Below are 19,393 nucleotides of genomic sequence, written 5' to 3'. Positions count from 1 at the left end.
CCTTTTCTTGGAACGGATACAGCTCAGTGATCTGTTTTCGGAAAAGATAATCTTCCTTCTGACTAATAGAAGCACTCCTTGTCTTATGAAAGTGTCAAAAGATAGCGAAACGTCGGCTCCAGAAGATCATAAAATCTATGATCAAAATGATTCTTGTCCGCTTTCATTTTGATAAAACATTCCCGACAGCTTTTCTTCGCCAGGGTTAATTCCCCTGTCATCAAAAGTGTAAAATAATTCACTACTGAGAGAAACCGGCTCATCTCACTGAGTTCTGCTCCTTTTTTGCCTGCTGGTTGGCCTGTTCCGTCAATATACTCCTCATGATTGGCAATCGCTTCTATGACACTATCCTCTATCTGATGACGACTCTTCTCGGAGAGGATGAGCTGAGCTGAATCATGAGCATGATCCCTTAAGAGTTGGGCATGTTCCGGCGGAAGCCCTGCTCGCTTTGCCTCTACAAGTTGCTGATTGTACTTCAACAAACCAACATCCATAAGAAGCGTCCCCTGAATCAATTTGTGCACATAGCTCGCATCGATCATCCCCTGCAGGGCTGAAATAGAATAACTATGATACAAAGTAAGCCCAACAGCACTAAACAAAAGCGACTGTTCAAAAAGTTTTTTAGAAAAGTTTTTCATTTGAGAAAGCTTCCAGACGAGATAGTCCTCATCCATGATAACAGCCTTGAGGTACTTGTTGATAAAGTCCTTTTTTTGATGAGGGAGCCCGGCAAAAAGCGGATAAGTGCTTACAAAAGAAACCGCGTATGCGGCCCACTGAATACGCTTGCTCTCCTCAATATAATGAAGAAAAGCCTCTTTCACATGGAGTTTTTTGTTTTTTATCTCCGGGCAACGATCTTGAATTCTATAGATATCTTTCTCAGTCAAAACCTTCTCCGTCCCCACCAAAGGATTGAGACGGCTATCATAAACCGGCTCAACAAGAAAGAAACTCTTCCCCTCCCGAATAAGCTTAAGGAGTTCTTCTAACGAGAAAAAATAGGTTGACATTTTCTCCTCCCCAATTATGCCCCCGTCATATATTCCTTCACTCTTCTTTCTCCTCAACCATGTAGTTTGGTGCCTCTTTGGTGATAATAACATCATGGGGATGAGACTCACGCAAAGAAGCACTGGAGATGCGTACAAACCTCGTCTTTGTCTGAAATTCGGCAATAGTAGCGCATCCACAGTATCCCATAGCTGAACGTAACCCCCCAATAAGCTGATAAACAACATCCTTTGCATCTCCCTTGTAAGGCACACGCCCCTCGATGCCCTCTGGCACGAGTTTCTCGGGCTCATACTCATCCTGGAAGTATCGAGATTTTGACCCCTCTACCATAGCCCCAAGGGATCCCATGCCTCGATAAGATTTGTAACGCCGGCCTTTGTAGATCACAAACTCTCCCGGACTCTCTGTTGTTCCTGCCAGAAGATTACCTATCATCACGACATCTGCCCCAGCAGCCAGAGCCTTGGCAATATCACCTGAAAACTTGATCCCCCCGTCAGCAATCAGTGGAATACGAGCCGATCTCGTAACACTCGCTACGTCTAAAATAGCACTGATCTGGGGAACGCCCACTCCCGCCACCACTCGCGTGGTACAGATAGACCCTGGTCCGATACCTACCTTCACCGCATCTGCGCCTGCGTCAATGAGAGCCTTCGCTGCCTCAGCGGTTGCAATATTACCAGCTATTACATTCTGTGAGGGAAATTGCTTTTTTACCATTTTTACCATATCGATCACCTTGCGAGAGTGACCATGCGCGGTATCCACAACAATGATATCTACCCCCGCCTCAACAAGTTTACTTACCCGCTCTAATTCTGCCTCGCCTGTGCCTACAGCAGCCGCCACCCTCAGACGCCCGCCCTCATCCTTGGTAGCATACGTATGCTCAACGATTCTGGTTATATCTTTCAAGGTAATAAGTCCTACCAGGATGTTCTTTTTGTTCACCAGGGGAAGTTTTTCCACACGATTTTTGCGCATAATCTCCCCTGCCCTGTTAAGGTCTACCTGCTGGGGATTCTCTACCTCGTAGACAACAAGCTTTTCTCTCGGAGTCATTACCTCATGGACAGGAATATTCTTCGCCTTTTTCTCATCATAAAACTCGAGATCCCGTTTGGTAATGATACCCATGAGCTTCTTTTCTCCATCAACCACAGGAATCCCCGAGATCCGCCCCTGACGCATGAGAACTCGTACGTTTTCTATATTTTGAGAATAATCAATCGTGATAGGTGTCTCAATGATAATGTTTTCAAATCGTTTGACTTTACGCACTTCTTCTGCCTGTTTCGTTGGGGTAAGATTCCGGTGAATAACCCCTATCCCTCCAAGTTGCGCAATAGCAATAGCCATATTGGCGTCCGTAACAGTATCCATCGCTGCTGACATGAGAGGAATATGAAGACGTATGTCCTTTGTGAGGAATGTTTCCGTTGATACCTGAGCGGGTACCACCTCAGAATAATTCGGCACAATCAAAACATCATCAAAGGTAAGTCCAATATCATCAAAATAAAATTTATCCTTCATCCATCTCTCCTATAAACCCAAAACCTCTTCGATCGTGTAGCGTTTCGCTGGCTTGCCGGCAAGAAACTTAGCGGCTCGAACCGCCCCACGAGCAAAGGTTTCCCGAGAAGATGCTCTATGCGTAATCTCTATTCTCTCACCAATCCCGCAAAAACTTACGGTATGATCTCCAACGATGTCGCCACCTCGTACAGCGTGCACGCCAATCTGACCCTGAGGGCGTTCTCCCGTGATACCAGAACGGCCATAAATCACATCTTCTGTTTTGTATGCCTCTTTGAGTACCTCAAGAAGCTTCACAGCCGTACCACTGGGAGCATCTTTTTTGAGACGGTGGTGTGCCTCAACAATCTCAACATCAAAGCCCGAAGAAAGCACCTCTGCTGCCATTTGAACAAGTTTTACCATGAGATTCACACCAACACTAAAGTTTGGTGCCCAGAGAACAGGGATCACCTTACTTGCCTCATCAAGTGCCTTAAAATGCTCCTCGCGAAGTCCAGTCGTACCCACAACATAAGCTTTTTTGAAACGCGAGGCTATCTCCACATGGTGTTCAAAAGCCTCAACAGAACTGAAATCAATAAACACATCACATGCTGAAAGATCATCGGGATCTGAGGAAAGAGATACTCCCTGAGTTCCAACGCCAGCCACTACACCCGCATCCTGTCCCAACAGAGCACACTGTGATGACTCCAGTGCTCCACCCAAACGGCACTGCGGATCCTGACTGATAACCTGGATAAGTGTTCGTCCCATCCTCCCCGCAGCTCCCATGATAGCAATCGTGACCATGAAAACCTCTCTTTTTCCTTTTTCATATTATAGGAAAAACAGGCAAATAAATCAAGTTTTCGAATTGCTTCATAATAAAAGTACTCGAAAAGGGAACGTTGCTTCAAAATAAAAAAGTACTTTAAATTTGTGTAAAATAATCCAGTTCATGGCTCGACAAGCTCGCCAACCGTGGCTCGACAAGCTCGCCAACAGGAATTGGGTTAACGAGGTCTGAAAAAAGACCTATTTACAGGGAAACGGCGAAATGATATGCTGAGCTTGTCGAAGCAGAGTATCAAAAAGCCAGCAAAAAGGAGAAAATGGAGATACTGGATTATTTTGTGAGGATAACAGGCCTAAAAAATCGAAACTATGCCGCCAGGCTCTTGAGGCAGCACGGAAAAACCATCTATGTAGGCAAAAAAAATTACCTTAAAGCCGACATAGCCAAAAAGGGCAAAAGACCTGGCAGAAAGAAAAAATTCGGCGAAGAAGAACTAAAAATGCTAAAACAGGTCTGGGAAATTGAAAACTACATGTGTGGCAAACGCTTAAAGCCGATTCTCAATGAAGTTTTAGATAATCTCTTAGCAAACGGGCATTTCCAGGGTTTTCAACAGGCCATAGAGAACTTGCGCCATATAAGTGCTTCAAGTATTGACCGACTTTTGAAACATGAGCGTAAAAAGCTTGAGATAAAAGGACGAAAAGGTACAAAGCCTGGAACGCTATTAAAGCAACAAATAGCTATACGCACGTGGGCAGAGTGGGATGAAAATTGCCCTGGGTTCATGGAGATTGATCTGGTAGCCCATGAGGGAGGAAATAGCCGGGGAGACTTTGCTCAAACATTAAATATGGTGGATGTTTGGAGCGGTTGGACAGAACTTGTGGCAATCAAAAACAAAGCTTCAAAATGGGTAAGAGAAGCCATAGAAAAAGTCCAAAGAAGACTTCCTTTTGAGTTACGGGGAATTGATTCTGATACCGGTGCTGAATTTATTAATCATCCTCTACGCGATTGGTGTGAGAAGCACCAGATAAAATTTACAAGGGGGAGAAGCTCCCGTTCCAATGATAACTGCTACGTTGAGCAGAAAAACTATTCCATAGTCCGCCAGAATGTTGGATACTTCCGCTACGATACCGAGGAAGAAGTCTACTACTTGAACCGACTCTATGCGTATCTCAGGCTTTATGCCAACTTTTTTCAACCGGTTATGAAAATGACAGAGAAAAAGAGAATCGGAAGCAAGGTGCAAAAGAAGCATGATGATATTAAAACTCCCTACCAACGGCTTTTAGAAAGCTCTTATGTAAGTGAGGCACAAAAGGAACGCCTAACAAGGCTTTATAAGGCTCTCGATTTGTTTCACCTAAGACAAAAAATTACGGCTTGCCAGAGAAAACTTTACAGCCTTCAAAAGAAAAAAAGGCAGAAAACAAAAATTTGGAGGAAACTGTATGGAATTTTTGAGTACTTTTTTTTATGAGGCAATGATTCGAATTTCGAGTACTTTTTTATTTGACGCAACGGGGTAAAGCACTGTAACTTCATTGTAGGTAAAAAAAAGACAACCTCCTCTAATACCATAGAGAAAACCATAACAAAATCTGCTAGATACAAAAAAGAAAGGAGAAACAACGGTTTCATGTTATCATCTGTGATAGTTTACGTGAGATGAAAAACACCCCCACAAGAGGTTATTTTTTCTACCAGACACAATTAAGTATACACTACCTTTTTTCTTCTAAAATTGGTTTTAGTCTCTCTTCTGCTAACTTAATATATTCTTGTGAAATTTCATAACCTACGAACTTTCTATCGGATTTAATTGCTGCAATCGCTGTTGTTCCACTTCCCATAAATGGATCAAGTATAATATCTCCTTTGAATGAATAAAGTTGTATTAATCTATATGGAAGTTCTTCGGGGAAAGGTGCAGGATGTCCGATTCTTTTTGCACTCTCCGCATTCATTGTCCATATAGATTTCGTCCACTCTATGAATTGCTCTTTAGTTATGGTGTTTTCTTTTCCCCTTTTTTCTCTTTTGTAGTCACCTTTTGAAAAAATTAAAATATATTCATGTATGTCCCTTAAAATTGGATTAGTGGCACTTTTCCAGCTACCCCATGCTGTTGAAGAACTTGCACTTGTTCCTTTATTCCAAATTATCTCACCACGCATATTAAATCCAATATCTATCATCATTCTCGAAATATAGTCAGAAAGTGGTATATATGGTTTTCTCCCAAGATTAGCAACGTTAATACAAGCACGGCCACCATTTACTAAAACTCTAAAAGTTTCTCTAAAAGCATTTTCTAAAAGCTGTAAATACTCTTTTAAAGATAAGTCTTTATCATATTCTTTGGAAACATTGTAAGGAGGCGAAGTAATCATTAAATGAACTGAATTATCAGGTATTTCTTTCATATTTTCAGCAGAACCAAGAATAAACTTATTTTCTAACTCCTTGGGAAATTCATTTTCTTTCTTATCAATGATTTTATTTCCTCCAAGCTCCTTATACAATTTTGAATTATAAAATTTAGAGCTGTCGTGGTTAATTCTACCTTTTGTTCCAAAAGTACTTGTTTTTGTTCCTTTTAGCTTTTTCATTTTAGCTCCGGATTAAGGTTAAAAATTTTTCTGCTTTTGCAATATCTGTATTTTCTTGACTTGCAATTGTAATGATTTCTCCTAGTTTACTTTTTGAAATCATTGAAGAAAAGTAATTCATATCACTAGAAATAAGTTCTTCGCAATTATTGAAAAGTTGCTCTTCATTTATTATTGTTTTAAATCCGAATTTTGGGGTGTTCTTTATATATTCAGAGCTTGTAGGGTTTGGATTTAATGACCAAAAACCTTGAATCACACCAGAAGTTTTCAAAAAATCTACTTTTTTTACATAATTTTCTGTTATTGGGCTATTACCTAAAATAATAATGGGAATTTTTGCCGCAGCAAAACTAGAAACACGAATGTTTATAGATTTCCCAATTGCTTTTAACATCGAATCTGATCGTAATAATGATGGATTACCTTTGTGTTGTTTATAGTCGCCTATATATTCAATCAAATTTGGATAAGTATATTTGTAATTTGAAACAACACTCATTTTTATTTCAAACAGGAACTTTATGTTTTCAGGTTTTTGAAGTGTGTCACTGGTTGTGCAAAATGCAAGATCTGCACTTGATTGTCTGGATAAACCAATTTCTTCACAAATTACGCTATTTAAGGCGTATAATCCTAATTCTTTAGCGATTGACTCAAAAAGGGATCTACACCATTTTTCAGTAAATTGGCCGATGAGAGCGTTTCTGCTTTGTAAAGTTTGTCCTTCCGCGTCAAAACCTTTTGGAATATAGGCATAATAGCTGCCCTGTAAATTGTAAAAAAGTTGCTCCGGTGAAGCAAAATTCTTTAATGCTTCTGTAAAAAATTCTATTTCGGTATTATTATTCCAGAGTGTCATGCCGTACTCCACAAAATACTTTTAGTTAATAAATTCATTCTTTTTAGCGAATAAAACCCTTTTCATGCTTTTCACCATCATTGCCTCATATATTTCGTAACTTCCCGATTTTACGTTCCTTTGACGGCAGGTGATCGCTTTTAGGTGCTATTTAAAAATTTACTTTAAATTTTTCTATAATTAATTGTAATGTAAAAAAGTCTTTTTGTCAATAGGCCGAATTGCTTCATCTGTCAAATAAATTAAAATGTCACCTTTTTATTGAAATAGAAATGTCACTTTTTTATGCCGAAACTCTACGACCATAATCATCTATTTCAAAAAAGTTCAATTCGATATTTTTCTTAAAAATATGTATACTTCCATCAAGCCAGGTTTTTAAGATAACATTGTCCCCGGGTTTTATGGCTATAGGTTGTTTCTTTTCAATCTGGTATATTCTTTTAGAAAACTTTATTGTATAATCTCTATAGACTTTGCACTCGGCCGTATAACAAACATAGTTCCTTAAGTCCTGATCAGGCATTAATGCAATATGAAAATCTTCATCCGACAGAGGTTTTTTACTAAATTTTCGGTTATTCTTTTCCCAGTAATATTCTTTCAAAAAACGATTGGCACTGTCAATATCCTTTATGTTTTTTAGTTTCATTTCTGCTATTAACCTGTCCTGATGGATCCCATTCCATCTCTCTACGCGTCCTTTTGCCTGGGGACTATGGGCATATATCATTTCTATCCCCAGCCTATGGCAGACCTCTCCAAACTTTGTTAGAGGCAATTTCCCTGCAAGCTGTTCTTCTATGGTCGCTTCCCGTTTCGTATAGAACAGGCTTTTATAATCACAATAGATCGAATAAGGAATACCGTATTTCATTATCCAGTCAAACAAACATTGCAGCGCTACTTGTGTCGTTTCTCCTGTGTCGAAAAGACCGTAAGATGTGCCTGTAGCATCATCCACCATATTCATCAGACAGACTTCTTTGCCTGTCCCAAACCAGTCGTGAATGCTGCCGTCCATTTGAATCATTTCTCCAAAATGCTCTTTTCTCGGCCTTCTGGTACGGTGTTTCGCAGTTTTTCTTATTTTCTTCCACAATCCTGTTTCCATCATCCATAAACGAAGCGTTGATGCTCCTATTTTTATATGATGTTCCTCATAAAGCTTTTCAGCTATAAATGTCGGCTTAAAACCTTTATAATTATTCCGTACTATCTGCATAATTTTCTCTTTGATATCACTGCTAATTCTGTGATTCCCCGGTTTGCCTATTAATTTGTGATTGAGGGCTTCATCACCCTTTGATAAATATTCTTTAAAAATTCGAATAAGTTGCCTTCTGCAAATCCCCAGTATTATTGCAGCATCTTTCTGCTTGATTTTCTTGTTCTTTACCATCTCCAGTATTTTTGCCCTCTTCTGTGCTTTAAGTGTCATCGTTATCACCTCTCTCATCTGCAACCTCTCGTTTTTTTAGTTGCAGTATTTTAAAAGGTGACATTTCTATTTGCACAAAGTGTGACATTTTAAATTGTTTTCGACATAGGCCGAATTGCTTCATAATAAAAGTACTCGAAAAGGGAACGTTGCTTCAAAATAAAAAAGTACTTTAAATTTGTGTAAAATAATCCAGTTCATGGCTCGACAAGCTCGCCAACCGTGGCTCGACAGGCTCGCCAACAGGAATTGGGTTAACGAGGTCTGAAAAAAGACCTATTTACAGGGAAACGGCGAAATGATATGCTGAGCTTGTCGAAGCAGAGTATCAAAAAGCCAGCAAAAAGGAGAAAAAGGAGATACTGGATTACTTTGTGAGGATAACAGGTTTAAAAAACCGAAACTATGCCGCCAGGCTCTTGAGGCAGCACGGAAAAACCATATATGTAGGCAAAAAAAATTACCTTAAAGCCGATATAGCCAAAAAGGGCAAAAGACCTGGCAGAAAGAAAAAATTCGGCGAAGAGGAACTAAAACTTCTAAAAAAGGTCTGGGAAATTGAAAACTACATGTGTGGCAAACGTTTAAAGCCAATTTTAAATGAAGTTTTAGATAATCTCTTAGCAAACGGACATCTCCACGGTTCTCCACAGGCTATAGAAAACTTGCGCCATATAAGTGCTTCAAGTATTGACCGACTTTTGAAACATGAGCGTAAAAAGCTTGAGATAAAAGGACGAAAAGGTACAAAGCCTGGAACGCTATTAAAGCAACAAATAGCTATACGCACGTGGGCAGAGTGGGATGAAAATTGCCCTGGGTTCATGGAGATTGATCTGGTAGCCCATGAGGGAGGAAATAGCCGGGGAGATTTTGCTCAAACATTAAATATGGTGGATGTTTGGAGCGGTTGGACAGAGCTTGTGGCAATCAAAAACAAGGCTTCAAAATGGGTAAGAGAAGCCATAGAAAAAGTCAAAGGAAGACTTCCTTTTGTTTTACGGGGAATTGATTCTGATACCGGTGCTGAATTTATTAATCATCCTCTGCGTGATTGGTGTGAGAAGAACCAGATAAAATTTACAAGGGGAAGAAGCTCCCGTTCCAATGATAACTGCTACGTCGAGCAGAAAAACTATTCCATAGTCCGCCAGAATGTTGGATACTTCCGCTACGATACCGAGGAAGAAGTCTACTACTTGAACCGACTCTATGCGTATCTCAGGCTTTATGCCAACTTTTTTCAACCGGTTATGAAAATGACAGAGAAAAAGAGAATCGGAAGCAAGGTGCAAAAGAAGCATGATGATATTAAAACTCCCTACCAGCGGCTTTTAGAAAGCTCTTATGTAAGTGAGGCACAAAAGGAACGCCTAACAAGGCTTTATAAGGCTCTCGATTTGTTTCACCTAAGACAAAAAATTACGGCTTGCCAGAGAAAACTTTTCAGCCTTCAAAAGAAAAAGAATGTAAAAAACAAAAATTTGGAGGAAACTGTATGGAATTTTTGAGTACTTTTTTTTATGAGGCAATGATTCGAATTTCGAGTACTTTTTTATTTGACGCAACGGGGTTTTTTCTTCGGCAAGCCAAGAGAAACTTCCTTCTCGGCAACACTATAAAAAGCCCAACAAAGCCATTTTCAAAAGATATGTCATGGAACTCTTTTCTCCTCGAGGTAAGCGTCAAAGACATACCCCTCTACCCCTTTTTTCTCAGGCACAATCACCCTTGCCCAGTATCCCCATTTTCCTGCAATTTTTTCGCGTTTACCCACTCTCCAGAGAAAAATCACCTCCTGCCCCTTGTTAAGTTGCTTTTTTACCGTCGCATTCGTAGAAGGAAGAACACGAAGATTTACCCTGTCTCCAGTAAGGATATACACATTTCCTACCCCTCTACGCAAATCCTCCTCATGAGGAAAAAGTGACGCATTGGTGATAATATCCAATCGTCTCATCCAGGGCACATAGCTATTTGTCCCATCATAGTATAACATCACCTTTCCCACGAGAAAGATAGAATCATACACTTTGAGCGTCTCTTCACTCACCTCCTTACCGTCATAGAAGCGCACCCGTCCTGATTCAAGGACCTGACAGACGATCTTCTGACCATCAGAATATTCCACAAACAAGAACCAGGGGGGAATCTTTTTCACCACCCGGAAATCCTTTTCACAAAAAAGTCCTGAGGCGTTCACCCATCCCCTGACAGTTGTTTCGTTATCAGAAGACATCACCGAAACCTGATACCATACCTCTTTTCCGAGATTGGTTCTTGCAAGAACATCAACCGTCTGCAAAGCTGAGAGTTTCAAGATGAGATCCCCCTGCGGCAAATCATAAAGCCCCAATCGCCAAATTTTGACCCCCACAAACCCCACATCCTCCCGAAGATAATCCCGTTCACTTAAAAACATCAATCCCATCACGGAGAAAAAAAAGAAAAGTATTTTTTTCATGGTTACCCTCCAACAAGAGTGTAAACATTGTTTTCAATAAATATGCAAAGCCAGCACTCACGTATTATAAAGATAAAAAAAATGAAAGTAAAGCAAACGAATTGCTTCATAATAAAAGCATTGTGTCAAGAAAATTGTGTCTAGTCATAGGATAACCTCGCTGTGAATATTTTCTTTGGTGTATGAGTGTTGCTCACGATAGAGTTGAAAGTAATACTCCCAATTTTTTAACTTTCTTTTTAAGAACTTCTCATTTTGGTATCTTAATAACAGGTAAAGATATTTCTCAGCTGAAGCCTCGCTTTGACACATTTCCATTGTTTTTAATCTCCTTTTAAGTTCTTTAAAGAGTCTTTCCAGGGCATTGTTTGTATACACCATGCTTCGTATTCCTTCAGGTAATTCCATGTAAGTGAATATATTCTCTCTTATTGTCAAGAGGTTATTCATTAAGTTGGGATAGATATTTTTCCATTTTTGTATAAATTTCATAAACAATTGTTCTGCCTCCTGTTTGTCTTTGGCATGAAATACCTCTTTTATTTCAGTGGCAATGATATTTCTGTGTTGAACTCTCACTCTAGCCAGTATGTTTCTCATGACATGGACTACACAGGGCTGATACTTTGCGTGGGGATATATCTCTGTTATGACGTTTTTCATACCACTTAAGCCATCAGAGACAATAAAATGAATCTGTTTGACACCTCTTTCTCTTATATCACAAAATTTCCCGCCAGTTATAAGCACTTTCCATGCCTCCTGGCAGGTAGTATCCTAAAATCTCCCGTCTTCCCTCAGGTGTAATGCCTATAGCTACATATATTGATTCATTTTCTACCCTATCTCTCTTGATAGGAAACACCATAGCATCCAGAAATACCACGGCATATTCTTCCATGAGAGGGCGACTACGCCACTTCTGAATCTCTTCTATGCCTACCTGGCTTATCCTTGAGATGTTAGCATAAGAAATCTTTATTTCATAAAGCTCTTTTAAAACTTCTGCTATCTTCCTTGTTGACATTCCTGATATCAACATAGCCCTGATTAATGCATCTAAGTCTTCTGTGATGCGTTTGCGATAGGGAAGAAGGGCACTTTTAAATCCATTATCCCTTGTTCTTGGAACACGTATGGCTGTAAGCTCGCCAAAAGCTGTCTTTAAATCCCTTTCGTAAAAGCCATTGCCTTTTGTGGGAGGATTGTTTTCCAGGTAAATCTCTCTTTCCTCTTTTAACATACTCTCTAATACTTCCTTGACAATTGGTTTGAATAGCTCTAAAATATTCTTCGTCTCAATCATATCTGGCCTCCTGTGATAGTTTTATTTATATTATCACAGGAGGTTATCTTTTTCCTACCAGACACAATTAAGTATACACTGCCAATAAAAGTACTCGAAAAGGGAACGTTGCTTCAAAATAAAAAAGTACTTTAAATTTGTGTAAAATAATCCAGTTCATGGCTCGACAAGCTCGCCAACCGTGGCTCGACAAGCTCGCCAACCGGAATTGGGGTGGCGATGTTTGAAAGGAGACCTATTTACAGGGAAACGGCGAAATGATATGCTGAGCTTGTCGAAGCAGAGTATCAAAAAGCCAGCAAAAAGGAAAAAATGGAGATACTGGATTACTTTGTGAGGATAACAGGCCTAAAAAATCGAAACTATGCCGCCAGGCTCTTGAGGCAGCACGGAAAAACCATATATGTAGGCAAAAAAAATTACCTTAAAGCCGATATAGCCAAAAAGGGCAAAAGACCTGGCAGAAAGAAAAAATTCGGCGAAGAGGAACTAAAACTTCTAAAAAAGGTCTGGGAAATTGAAAACTACATGTGTGGCAAACGTTTAAAGCCAATTTTAAATGAAGTTTTAGATAATCTCTTAGCAAACGGACATCTCCACGGTTCTCCACAGGCTATAGAAAACTTGCGCCATATAAGTGCTTCAAGTATTGACCGACTTTTGAAACATGAGCGTAAAAAGCTTGAGATAAAAGGACGAAAAGGTACAAAGCCTGGAACGTTGTTAAAGCAACAAATAGCTATACGCACGTGGGCAGAGTGGGATGAAAATTGCCCTGGTTTTATGGAGATTGATCTGGTTGCCCATGAGGGAGGAAATAGCGGGAGAGATTTGCTCAAACATTAAATATGGTGGATGTTTGGAGCGGTTGGACAGAACTTGTGGCAATCAAAAACAAAGCTTCAAAATGGGTAAGAGAAGCCATAGAAAAAGTCCAAAGAAGACTTCCTTTTGATTTACGGGGAATTGATTCTGATACCGGTGCTGAATTTATTAATCATCCTCTGCGTGATTGGTGTGAGAAGAACCAGATAAAATTTACAAGGGGGAGAAGCTCCCGTTCCAATGATAACTGCTACGTTGAGCAGAAAAACTATTCCATAGTCCGCCAGAATGTTGGATACTTCCGCTACGATACCGAGGAAGAAGTCTACTACTTGAACCAACTCTATGCCTATCTTCGACTGTATACCAACTTTTTTCAACCGGTTATGAAAATGACAGAGAAAAAGAGAATCGGAAGCAAGGTGCAAAAGAAGCATGATGATATTAAAACTCCCTACCAGCGGCTTTTAGAAAGCTCTTATGTAAGTGAGGCACAAAAGGAACGCCTAACAAGGCTTTATAAGGCTCTCGATTTGTTTCACCTAAGACAAAAAATTACAGCTTGCCAGAGAAAACTTTTCAGCCTTCAAAAGAAAAAGAATGTAAAAAACAAAAATTTGGAGGAAACTGTATGGAATTTTTGAGTACTTTTTTTTATGAGGCAATGATTCGAATTTCGAGTACTTTTTTATTTGACGCAACGGGGCAAACCTCTGTATCCAGACAGTACACCAAAGCGGTAATAAGCAAAGAAAAACTTTATCTTCTTGATGGAAAAATACTTAAACTGTTCAAACTCGGGCCACAAAAAGGAAATACATCATGGGGTTTTTCTTTTCTCACTGCAACAGGGTAAGAGCACTTTTTTGCTTTCCTCCACACGTGGGATGTAGGGGAGTATCACAAACGATACTCCCCATCCCTTACTGAATCACAACACTCTCCGGAGTATACAGGGTAGCAAAATTCTCAGGGGCATACATCTCCTCGATATGGCATCCAGGAAGTGCAAAAGTTCCCATCAAATTAGCACGAAGGAGATAGGTCAGAGTGTAGGTACCGGGATAAAGAACATCCGCAGCATAGATGACCCTGTCTTTATAGATCTCTTTGTGAGAAAAACCACTCCACCAAAAATCGTATCCTGCCCTTTTTGTGCCCGTCCGTGCAGCGTTTGGATTTCCTGCTTCCGTAACAAAAGAGAGGTTGACAGCCTCAGCACCAGCAGGAAGATGATCCTCCAGTACCACCATATAACGAGGTTGAGAAACTGCCACCTCAATTTTCACCAGATAATCCTTGCCTCGAGTAAACACAGAAACAGGTTCTCCCGTATCAGGATCAAGGTAGGTTTTTTTAAGGCTAAAACCATAACTTACGGAGGCTGGCAATTTTTTGGCAATATAACGATAACGGTAAGTGTAATACAGGGCTCCCTGTCCTGTTCTTGAAAGCGTGATGGGAAACTCTCCCTCATCGCCTGCTTTGAAAAACATACTTCCCGTTTGAGCAGGTTGGAGTCTGTTCTCAAACCTGCCGGAAAGGATCTCCTGAGCTGCAACTCGCACCTGGCAAGAGGTCATTGGTTCGTCTTTTTCGTATTTGTTGAGGTACGAAGAAAACGCATAGAAGACCCAACCATTCTCATGGGTATGGCGCCAGGCATACCCATTCCGGCTTTTGATGAGGAAGTTTATCACCTTGTAGGCATCAGGAAAATCGATTCCGCTTGCAAGATACGCATGAAGGGCCAGGGCGTTTTCGATCGTTTTGGTATAATAGAACCAGTCCCACGAGCTCGCGGTTTCAAAGTATATCTGTCCAGGGGAGATTTGTTTCCTTGCTTCGAACCCCAGCGAAGACGGGAAACATCGTTATAGTTATTAAGAGAAGCCACATAAAGGGCATACGAGAGCGCCAGCCAACGATACGAGGGGAAAGATTCATCTGAAATTGTTCCCTTGCTTATATAATCCTTTACGACCTGAAACACCTTTTCATAGAAAGAGGACTCAAACCTATACCCTCTCTCTTTCGCAAGCGTCATCACCCAAAAGATGTACACCGTAAGGTAGCTTGAAACGTAGGTACTATCCTTCCAGTAGGAAAAACCATTACCCTTGAAATACTCGGGGAGTTCCTTTAGCACACTCTGGACTACCTCTCGCAGATCCTCTCTGGTCTTGGTAGCAAGCAGACGATACTTGAGAATCACTTCTTCTCCTGTAATTAGCGGAAGAATCTTTGATGTCTTTTGTTCCGCACACCCATAGGGATAGGAAACCAGGTAGTCCAGATTTCCTTTAAGCTCCACAAAGGCGGTAGGAGCCACTGTCGTCTCTATACTCGAGAGCTCAGGAATTACCTGAGAGGTGACTGTCACATTGTTTACTGCCTGGTTCTGACCGTTTGAGAGCATCCCATAGATGGCAACAGTTTCTGGATAGCGCATCATCGTCACAGGAATCGTTTTGGTAATACCATCCTCTGCTGCTGTTCCTTTTACCTTCATAGTAAGAGAGGTTTCACCAGTTTCTTTGGCAGTAACCTTGACCGGGAAAAGGACTTCTTGAGAGGTATTGTTCTCGAGGGTAATATTGGTCATGACGCTTTTGTCCCCGCCTACCCTGAGACCACCGCCTGTGCTCATTTCAACGGTGAAGGTTTGTTTCTGCCCCGTGTAGTTAAATATTATTCCGCCGGCCATGAAACTATCCCGCATTCTTACAAAGGTGGGGAAACTTTCCAGTACCATCAGAGGTTTTTTGACGGTAAAAGTGTTTTCTCCGTATCCAAACATAGAATCAGGGGTATGCGCCACCGCCATCACCTTGAAACTGGAAAGATTGTCAGGAAGGGTAAAAGAAACTGTTGCCTCTCCATTGGTGACATCGAGCTTTGCCTCATAAAAAGCCGTATACTTGATAATTGCCCTTGGGACGATCATTCCCAGCGAAATACCACCATCACCACCAAGGATTTCTCCTTTTTCCGTGAGATACCGCTGCCCATAGATAAAGTTTCGTGTTTCGTAGGTTGAGATAGCTAGACTTCTTGACTGATAAAAGTAGGAAAGAGGATTAGGAAGGCTATACCCCGCAAGATTCAACACCCCTCTGTCCGCGACAGAAATTGTGACTTCACCACTTACAGGCTTGCCCGCATGATCACGAATCTGGATTTTGGCAGTGACTTTTTCCCTGGGCGTATAGGTAGCTTTATCCGTATTCACCGTAATCTGAAGAGACTTTTCTTTTGGAATCACCGAGAGATTGGCATACCCTATGCGATACTGGGGACGGGCAAAATCCACATCATTGGAAACCCTGTTGATTCCTGTCCTCCCTGTATAGAGAATAACCGAAACATACACATTGGGGATATACTCTTTTTCAATGGGAAGTTTGAAAATGACCATACTATTCGTTGCCGGAATATCAAAGGTCTTGTAAAACTTTTCCCTCTCTATGGTGATAAGGGCTCGGGCTGATTTGTAAGGGTTTTTGATAAGAAGAGTCGCTGTCTCCCCAACATCATACGAGGATTTGTCGGAAATCACCTCTGTTCTATCATCCTCAGAGATACGCCATCCATAAAAACCCCCACCAATCACATAAAACCACTCTTTCCCATGGGGAATAAGCTTTTTCCCTCGTCTTTCATAGACGGTAGCCACGTAGGAACCGCCTTTCGAGAGTTTTATGGGAATAGTGGTTTGGGAAATTTTTACGGTATTGGAATAGACAGGGGTAACCACCTCCCTCCACTCCCACTGATAACGACCTCCATGTCCAGCCACAAGAAAAGAATTCCACTCATGATGGGTGACCACGAGAAGTCCCTCGTTGGTTGTTATTTTGTCCTCTCCGTCGACAGCAACCAAATCAATAGACAGAGGCTTATCAAGAAAATGAAAATACGAGGGAACACGAAGACCCAGATGAAGCTTTTTCCTCACCTCGATATCCCCCTTGTACCCACTTACAGGGGTATTGTCAGGCAAGGTAGTTTTAGCCCATACCGAGAGAAAACCATCTTCCTCAATCTTGGTAAGATCAACCTTGAGAGAGGCAACACCATTCTTATCGGGAGAAAGGGTGCCGCTGCTAATTTCCGAAGAAGACGAATAACTTCCGTATTCATCATACTCCTCATCATACCACCCAGAAAAGCTAAACGAATATGATGGGAACCGTTTGCTCGAATATCCTGTTGGACGAAAACCTACACTATACTCGACATCCCTTCCTATAGGCGCACCAAAAAGATACCAGCCGATCAGATCTACCCGCATACTCTCTCCAACGAGGTACAATGGTTTATTGGGCTGGATCTTCATCTCCGCCCTCGCGGGACGAAATTCTTCCACCTGGAAAGAACTATAAAACTCAGGATTGTAGCCACTCAAACTCCAAAACTTTCCTCGAACTGAAGCAGTTATCGAATAGGTCCCTGTAGGGGCATCCTTTGGAACAACCACACTCAAATCGAAGCTTCCTTTTGAAGTCGGACTTATATTAGTTGATAAAAGAGTTTCGCCGCGGGAGTCCTCAATGAGAATCTCGATAGAATCCTTTGAGAAAGGTGCAAGTGAAAAAGGTACAACTGTCCAGGTATCGTTCGTTCGATACCGGTAAATCCCTTTAATAAAAACCCTCTCTCCTGGTTGATAGAGATACCGTTCCGTAAAGATAACACACCCAGGTCTATCGGCAGCATACCATGATCCCCAGTTTACCCTCTCACTTACCTTTCCTGAAACATGAGAAAGGAAAAAGCGGCTCTTATCAGTTTTGAGCATATAAACATTTCCCCTATTATTGGTTATAAGGAGGGTACCAAGGCTCCCTGTTTTCCCCACTAACACAAGTTGACCTTTTCGATAACTATACACCTCTGCGTTGGTCACAGGTGCGTTGTTTTTGAGATAGCGGGCTATAAGAAGATCTGCCCAGGGACCACGTTTGAGCGTGGCTGCCATATCCGAAAATTGCACATAACCTCGAGAGGGATATTCATCCTCCCATGAACTATAGGCAGGAGTACGTCTTTTCACCGTAATCTCATAAAGAAGAAAACCACTTTTCGATGGGTGAAACCTTTTAAGAGGAATTTTATAGATTTCAACACTATTCCACCGTGGCGGAAGCGTGTACTCATGGGTGTCTTTTATCCTGCTCTTCAAAGCCTCTTTTTCAGACTTTGAGAGCGCCTCAAGAAATGAAAATATTTCTCTCTCATTGGTAAGAGACCTATAAGAGAAAAAGATTTTTTCAATGTTTCTCGTTTTAATAGGGAAAAGATTGGCAAGATAGTTCTCCATCAGAAGATACCCAGCAGGGGCAGAATAAAACGAAGGAGAATCCTCAACCTCAAAGGTATATTCACTTTCTTTATCAAGAGTTTGCCGGTAGATATCGGTTACCAGCGGTTGAACCACAAGTTTATACCTGGTACCAGGAACAAAAACACCAGAAACGTAGAGCATCTTTCCCTCAGAACTGACAGAAAGATTCTGGACTGCAGGCGTTATCTTAACCCAGCCTGCTTTTTCTGTTCGAGGGGGGAGAGGATTATTAAAAAATATAACAATCGTCGAATCACGGTAAAACTTTTTTTCGTCCGATGAACCAATCCTGACTACCCTCAGGGGTTTATAGGTAGCATACTTAAACTGGTAGTTTGCCTTCATAGGAAGCTCTCCCCCTATAGGAGTGAGGGCTTTGTCAATGGTGAGAATGTAGTCACTATGCTCTTTCTCACCCTTCGGGATCACGAGGACCCTCGATTTGTTTTCCTTGGAACCATTCGTGCTATACCGAAGAGAAAAAGAGATTTCAACATTGAGCGAGTTCTTTAAATCATCCACTTTTGGCACCATTGAAATCTTGAGAAGAGAACGAAGCTTTTCGATCTCTACCGGAAAGCGAAAAGAAATGGTAATAGGAGCATCGGGAAGCTCTGAGGCTTTCTCTGCTCTTACAATCTCCTGAGAGGGAGTATCAAAGAAAAGAAGCTCATTGGTAGAATACTTTTTCCCTCCTATCTTAAAAACCTGTGGAAAGTTTGTTGAGATCCTAACGGTGAGGTAGTACCTTCTGGCAGGAAGAAGTTTTTCCTCTATGGTCAGGGCAAAACTCTGTTCATCAATAACCTCAATCCTGTATTTAAGACGAGGACTAAAGTCAAAAAAGATGTTCTTCGTAACTTCCTCTGTCATGGAAGCAATATCACTCATCTTAACCACAGGAGTATCAAAGCGAAACACCAACCTCACTGGCGAAGCTGACTCAAGATCCCACGGATATATCGTTACTGGTAGCCTACTTTGAGAAAACAGCATCCCCCAACACAACAGTACCCCTCCCATCCATTTCCACATATGCTTTCTCCTTTTTTTGAATGTTTTCCTTATAATAAATGATAAGAAAAACAAAAAAAAATTTCAAGAGGTTCGTGTGGCAGTGTATACTTAATTGTGTCTGGTAGGAAAAAGATAACCTCCTGTGATAATATAAATAAAAC

Annotated in this window: 11 protein-coding genes and 4 pseudogenes; 5 read left to right on the top strand and 10 right to left on the bottom strand. The window is 41.1% G+C overall.

Annotated features, from left to right (window positions below; translation table 11 throughout):
* Nucleotides 1–83: 83 nt before the first annotated feature.
* From KDW03_RS06770 to dapB, 3 genes are read right to left on the bottom strand one after another with little or no spacing between them, the layout of a single operon-like run.
* Nucleotides 84–1,022 carry an HD domain-containing phosphohydrolase gene (locus tag KDW03_RS06770; protein WP_271434333.1) on the bottom strand — a complete coding sequence of 313 codons (939 nt, stop codon included), beginning with the start codon at nt 1,020–1,022 and terminating at the stop codon, nt 84–86.
* Between the two features lie 37 nt (nt 1,023–1,059).
* A complete protein-coding gene (gene guaB / locus KDW03_RS06765) occupies nt 1,060–2,565 on the bottom strand; it encodes an IMP dehydrogenase (RefSeq protein WP_271434332.1) in 1,506 nt (501 codons plus the stop codon).
* Nucleotides 2,566–2,574: 9 nt separating this feature from the next.
* Nucleotides 2,575–3,363 carry a 4-hydroxy-tetrahydrodipicolinate reductase gene (gene dapB, locus KDW03_RS06760; protein WP_271434331.1) on the bottom strand — a complete coding sequence of 263 codons (789 nt, stop codon included), beginning with the start codon at nt 3,361–3,363 and terminating at the stop codon, nt 2,575–2,577.
* A gap of 302 nt (nt 3,364–3,665) precedes the next feature.
* On the opposite strand from dapB, the gene KDW03_RS06755 reads away from it, so the two are divergent.
* Nucleotides 3,666–4,838: an integrase catalytic domain-containing protein gene (locus KDW03_RS06755; RefSeq protein WP_271434330.1), complete on the top strand. Its 1,173-nt coding sequence runs from the start codon at nt 3,666–3,668 to the stop codon at nt 4,836–4,838.
* A 244-nt stretch (nt 4,839–5,082) separates the two neighbouring features.
* On the opposite strand, the gene KDW03_RS06750 is transcribed toward KDW03_RS06755, so the two are convergent.
* The 3 genes from KDW03_RS06750 to KDW03_RS06740 form a co-directional block, all read right to left on the bottom strand.
* Nucleotides 5,083–5,970 carry a DNA-methyltransferase gene (locus tag KDW03_RS06750; RefSeq protein ID WP_271434329.1) on the bottom strand — a complete coding sequence of 296 codons (888 nt, stop codon included), beginning with the start codon at nt 5,968–5,970 and terminating at the stop codon, nt 5,083–5,085.
* A 1-nt stretch (nt 5,971) separates the two neighbouring features.
* Nucleotides 5,972–6,832: a hypothetical protein gene (locus tag KDW03_RS06745; protein WP_271434328.1), complete on the bottom strand. Its 861-nt coding sequence runs from the start codon at nt 6,830–6,832 to the stop codon at nt 5,972–5,974.
* Between the two features lie 283 nt (nt 6,833–7,115).
* Nucleotides 7,116–8,291 (bottom strand): ISNCY family transposase, encoded by a 1,176-nt coding sequence (locus KDW03_RS06740; RefSeq protein WP_271434327.1) that lies wholly within the window; start codon nt 8,289–8,291, stop codon nt 7,116–7,118.
* 308 nt (nt 8,292–8,599) lie between these two features.
* Here KDW03_RS06740 and KDW03_RS06735 point away from each other — a divergent pair.
* Nucleotides 8,600–9,784 (top strand): annotated as a pseudogene (locus KDW03_RS06735) (integrase catalytic domain-containing protein); the annotation flags it as partial.
* A pseudogene (locus tag KDW03_RS12540) lies at nt 9,772–9,909 on the top strand (IS256 family transposase); the annotation flags it as partial. The pseudogenes KDW03_RS06735 and KDW03_RS12540, both read left to right, overlap by 13 nt.
* A gap of 18 nt (nt 9,910–9,927) precedes the next feature.
* On the opposite strand, the gene KDW03_RS06730 reads toward KDW03_RS12540, so the two are convergent.
* Both KDW03_RS06730 and KDW03_RS12375 read right to left on the bottom strand, forming a co-directional pair.
* On the bottom strand, nt 9,928–10,737 hold the full coding sequence (locus KDW03_RS06730; RefSeq protein WP_271434326.1) for an SH3 domain-containing protein: 810 nt from the start codon (nt 10,735–10,737) through the stop codon (nt 9,928–9,930).
* A 144-nt stretch (nt 10,738–10,881) separates the two neighbouring features.
* Nucleotides 10,882–11,995 (bottom strand): annotated as a pseudogene (locus tag KDW03_RS12375) (IS256 family transposase); the annotation flags it as partial.
* A gap of 360 nt (nt 11,996–12,355) precedes the next feature.
* Here KDW03_RS12375 and KDW03_RS06715 point away from each other — a divergent pair.
* Both KDW03_RS06715 and KDW03_RS06710 read left to right on the top strand, forming a co-directional pair.
* Nucleotides 12,356–13,512, top strand: a pseudogene (locus KDW03_RS06715) (integrase catalytic domain-containing protein).
* Nucleotides 13,500–13,724 (top strand): hypothetical protein, encoded by a 225-nt coding sequence (locus KDW03_RS06710; protein WP_271434323.1) that lies wholly within the window; start codon nt 13,500–13,502, stop codon nt 13,722–13,724. The pseudogene KDW03_RS06715 and the gene KDW03_RS06710 overlap by 13 nt, the downstream one beginning before the upstream one ends.
* Nucleotides 13,725–13,791: 67 nt before the next feature.
* Here the strand turns inward: KDW03_RS06710 and KDW03_RS06705 are convergent, their stop codons facing one another.
* Together KDW03_RS06705 and KDW03_RS06700 are read right to left on the bottom strand one after the other, a co-directional pair.
* On the bottom strand, nt 13,792–14,568 hold the full coding sequence (locus KDW03_RS06705) for an alpha-2-macroglobulin family protein (protein WP_271434322.1): 777 nt from the start codon (nt 14,566–14,568) through the stop codon (nt 13,792–13,794).
* Complete coding sequence (locus KDW03_RS06700) at nt 14,565–19,250, bottom strand: alpha-2-macroglobulin family protein (RefSeq protein WP_271434321.1); 4,686 nt, start codon at nt 19,248–19,250, stop codon at nt 14,565–14,567. Before KDW03_RS06700 ends, KDW03_RS06705 begins: the two co-directional genes overlap by 4 nt.
* Between the last annotated feature and the right edge of the window lie 143 nt (nt 19,251–19,393).

It is taken from the genome of Thermospira aquatica (assembly GCF_023525255.1).
Taxonomy (GTDB): Bacteria; Spirochaetota; Brevinematia; order Brevinematales; family Thermospiraceae; genus Thermospira; species Thermospira aquatica.
Note: the sequence above shows the minus strand (reverse complement) of the source record. Positions and strands in the feature narration are given on the sequence as shown.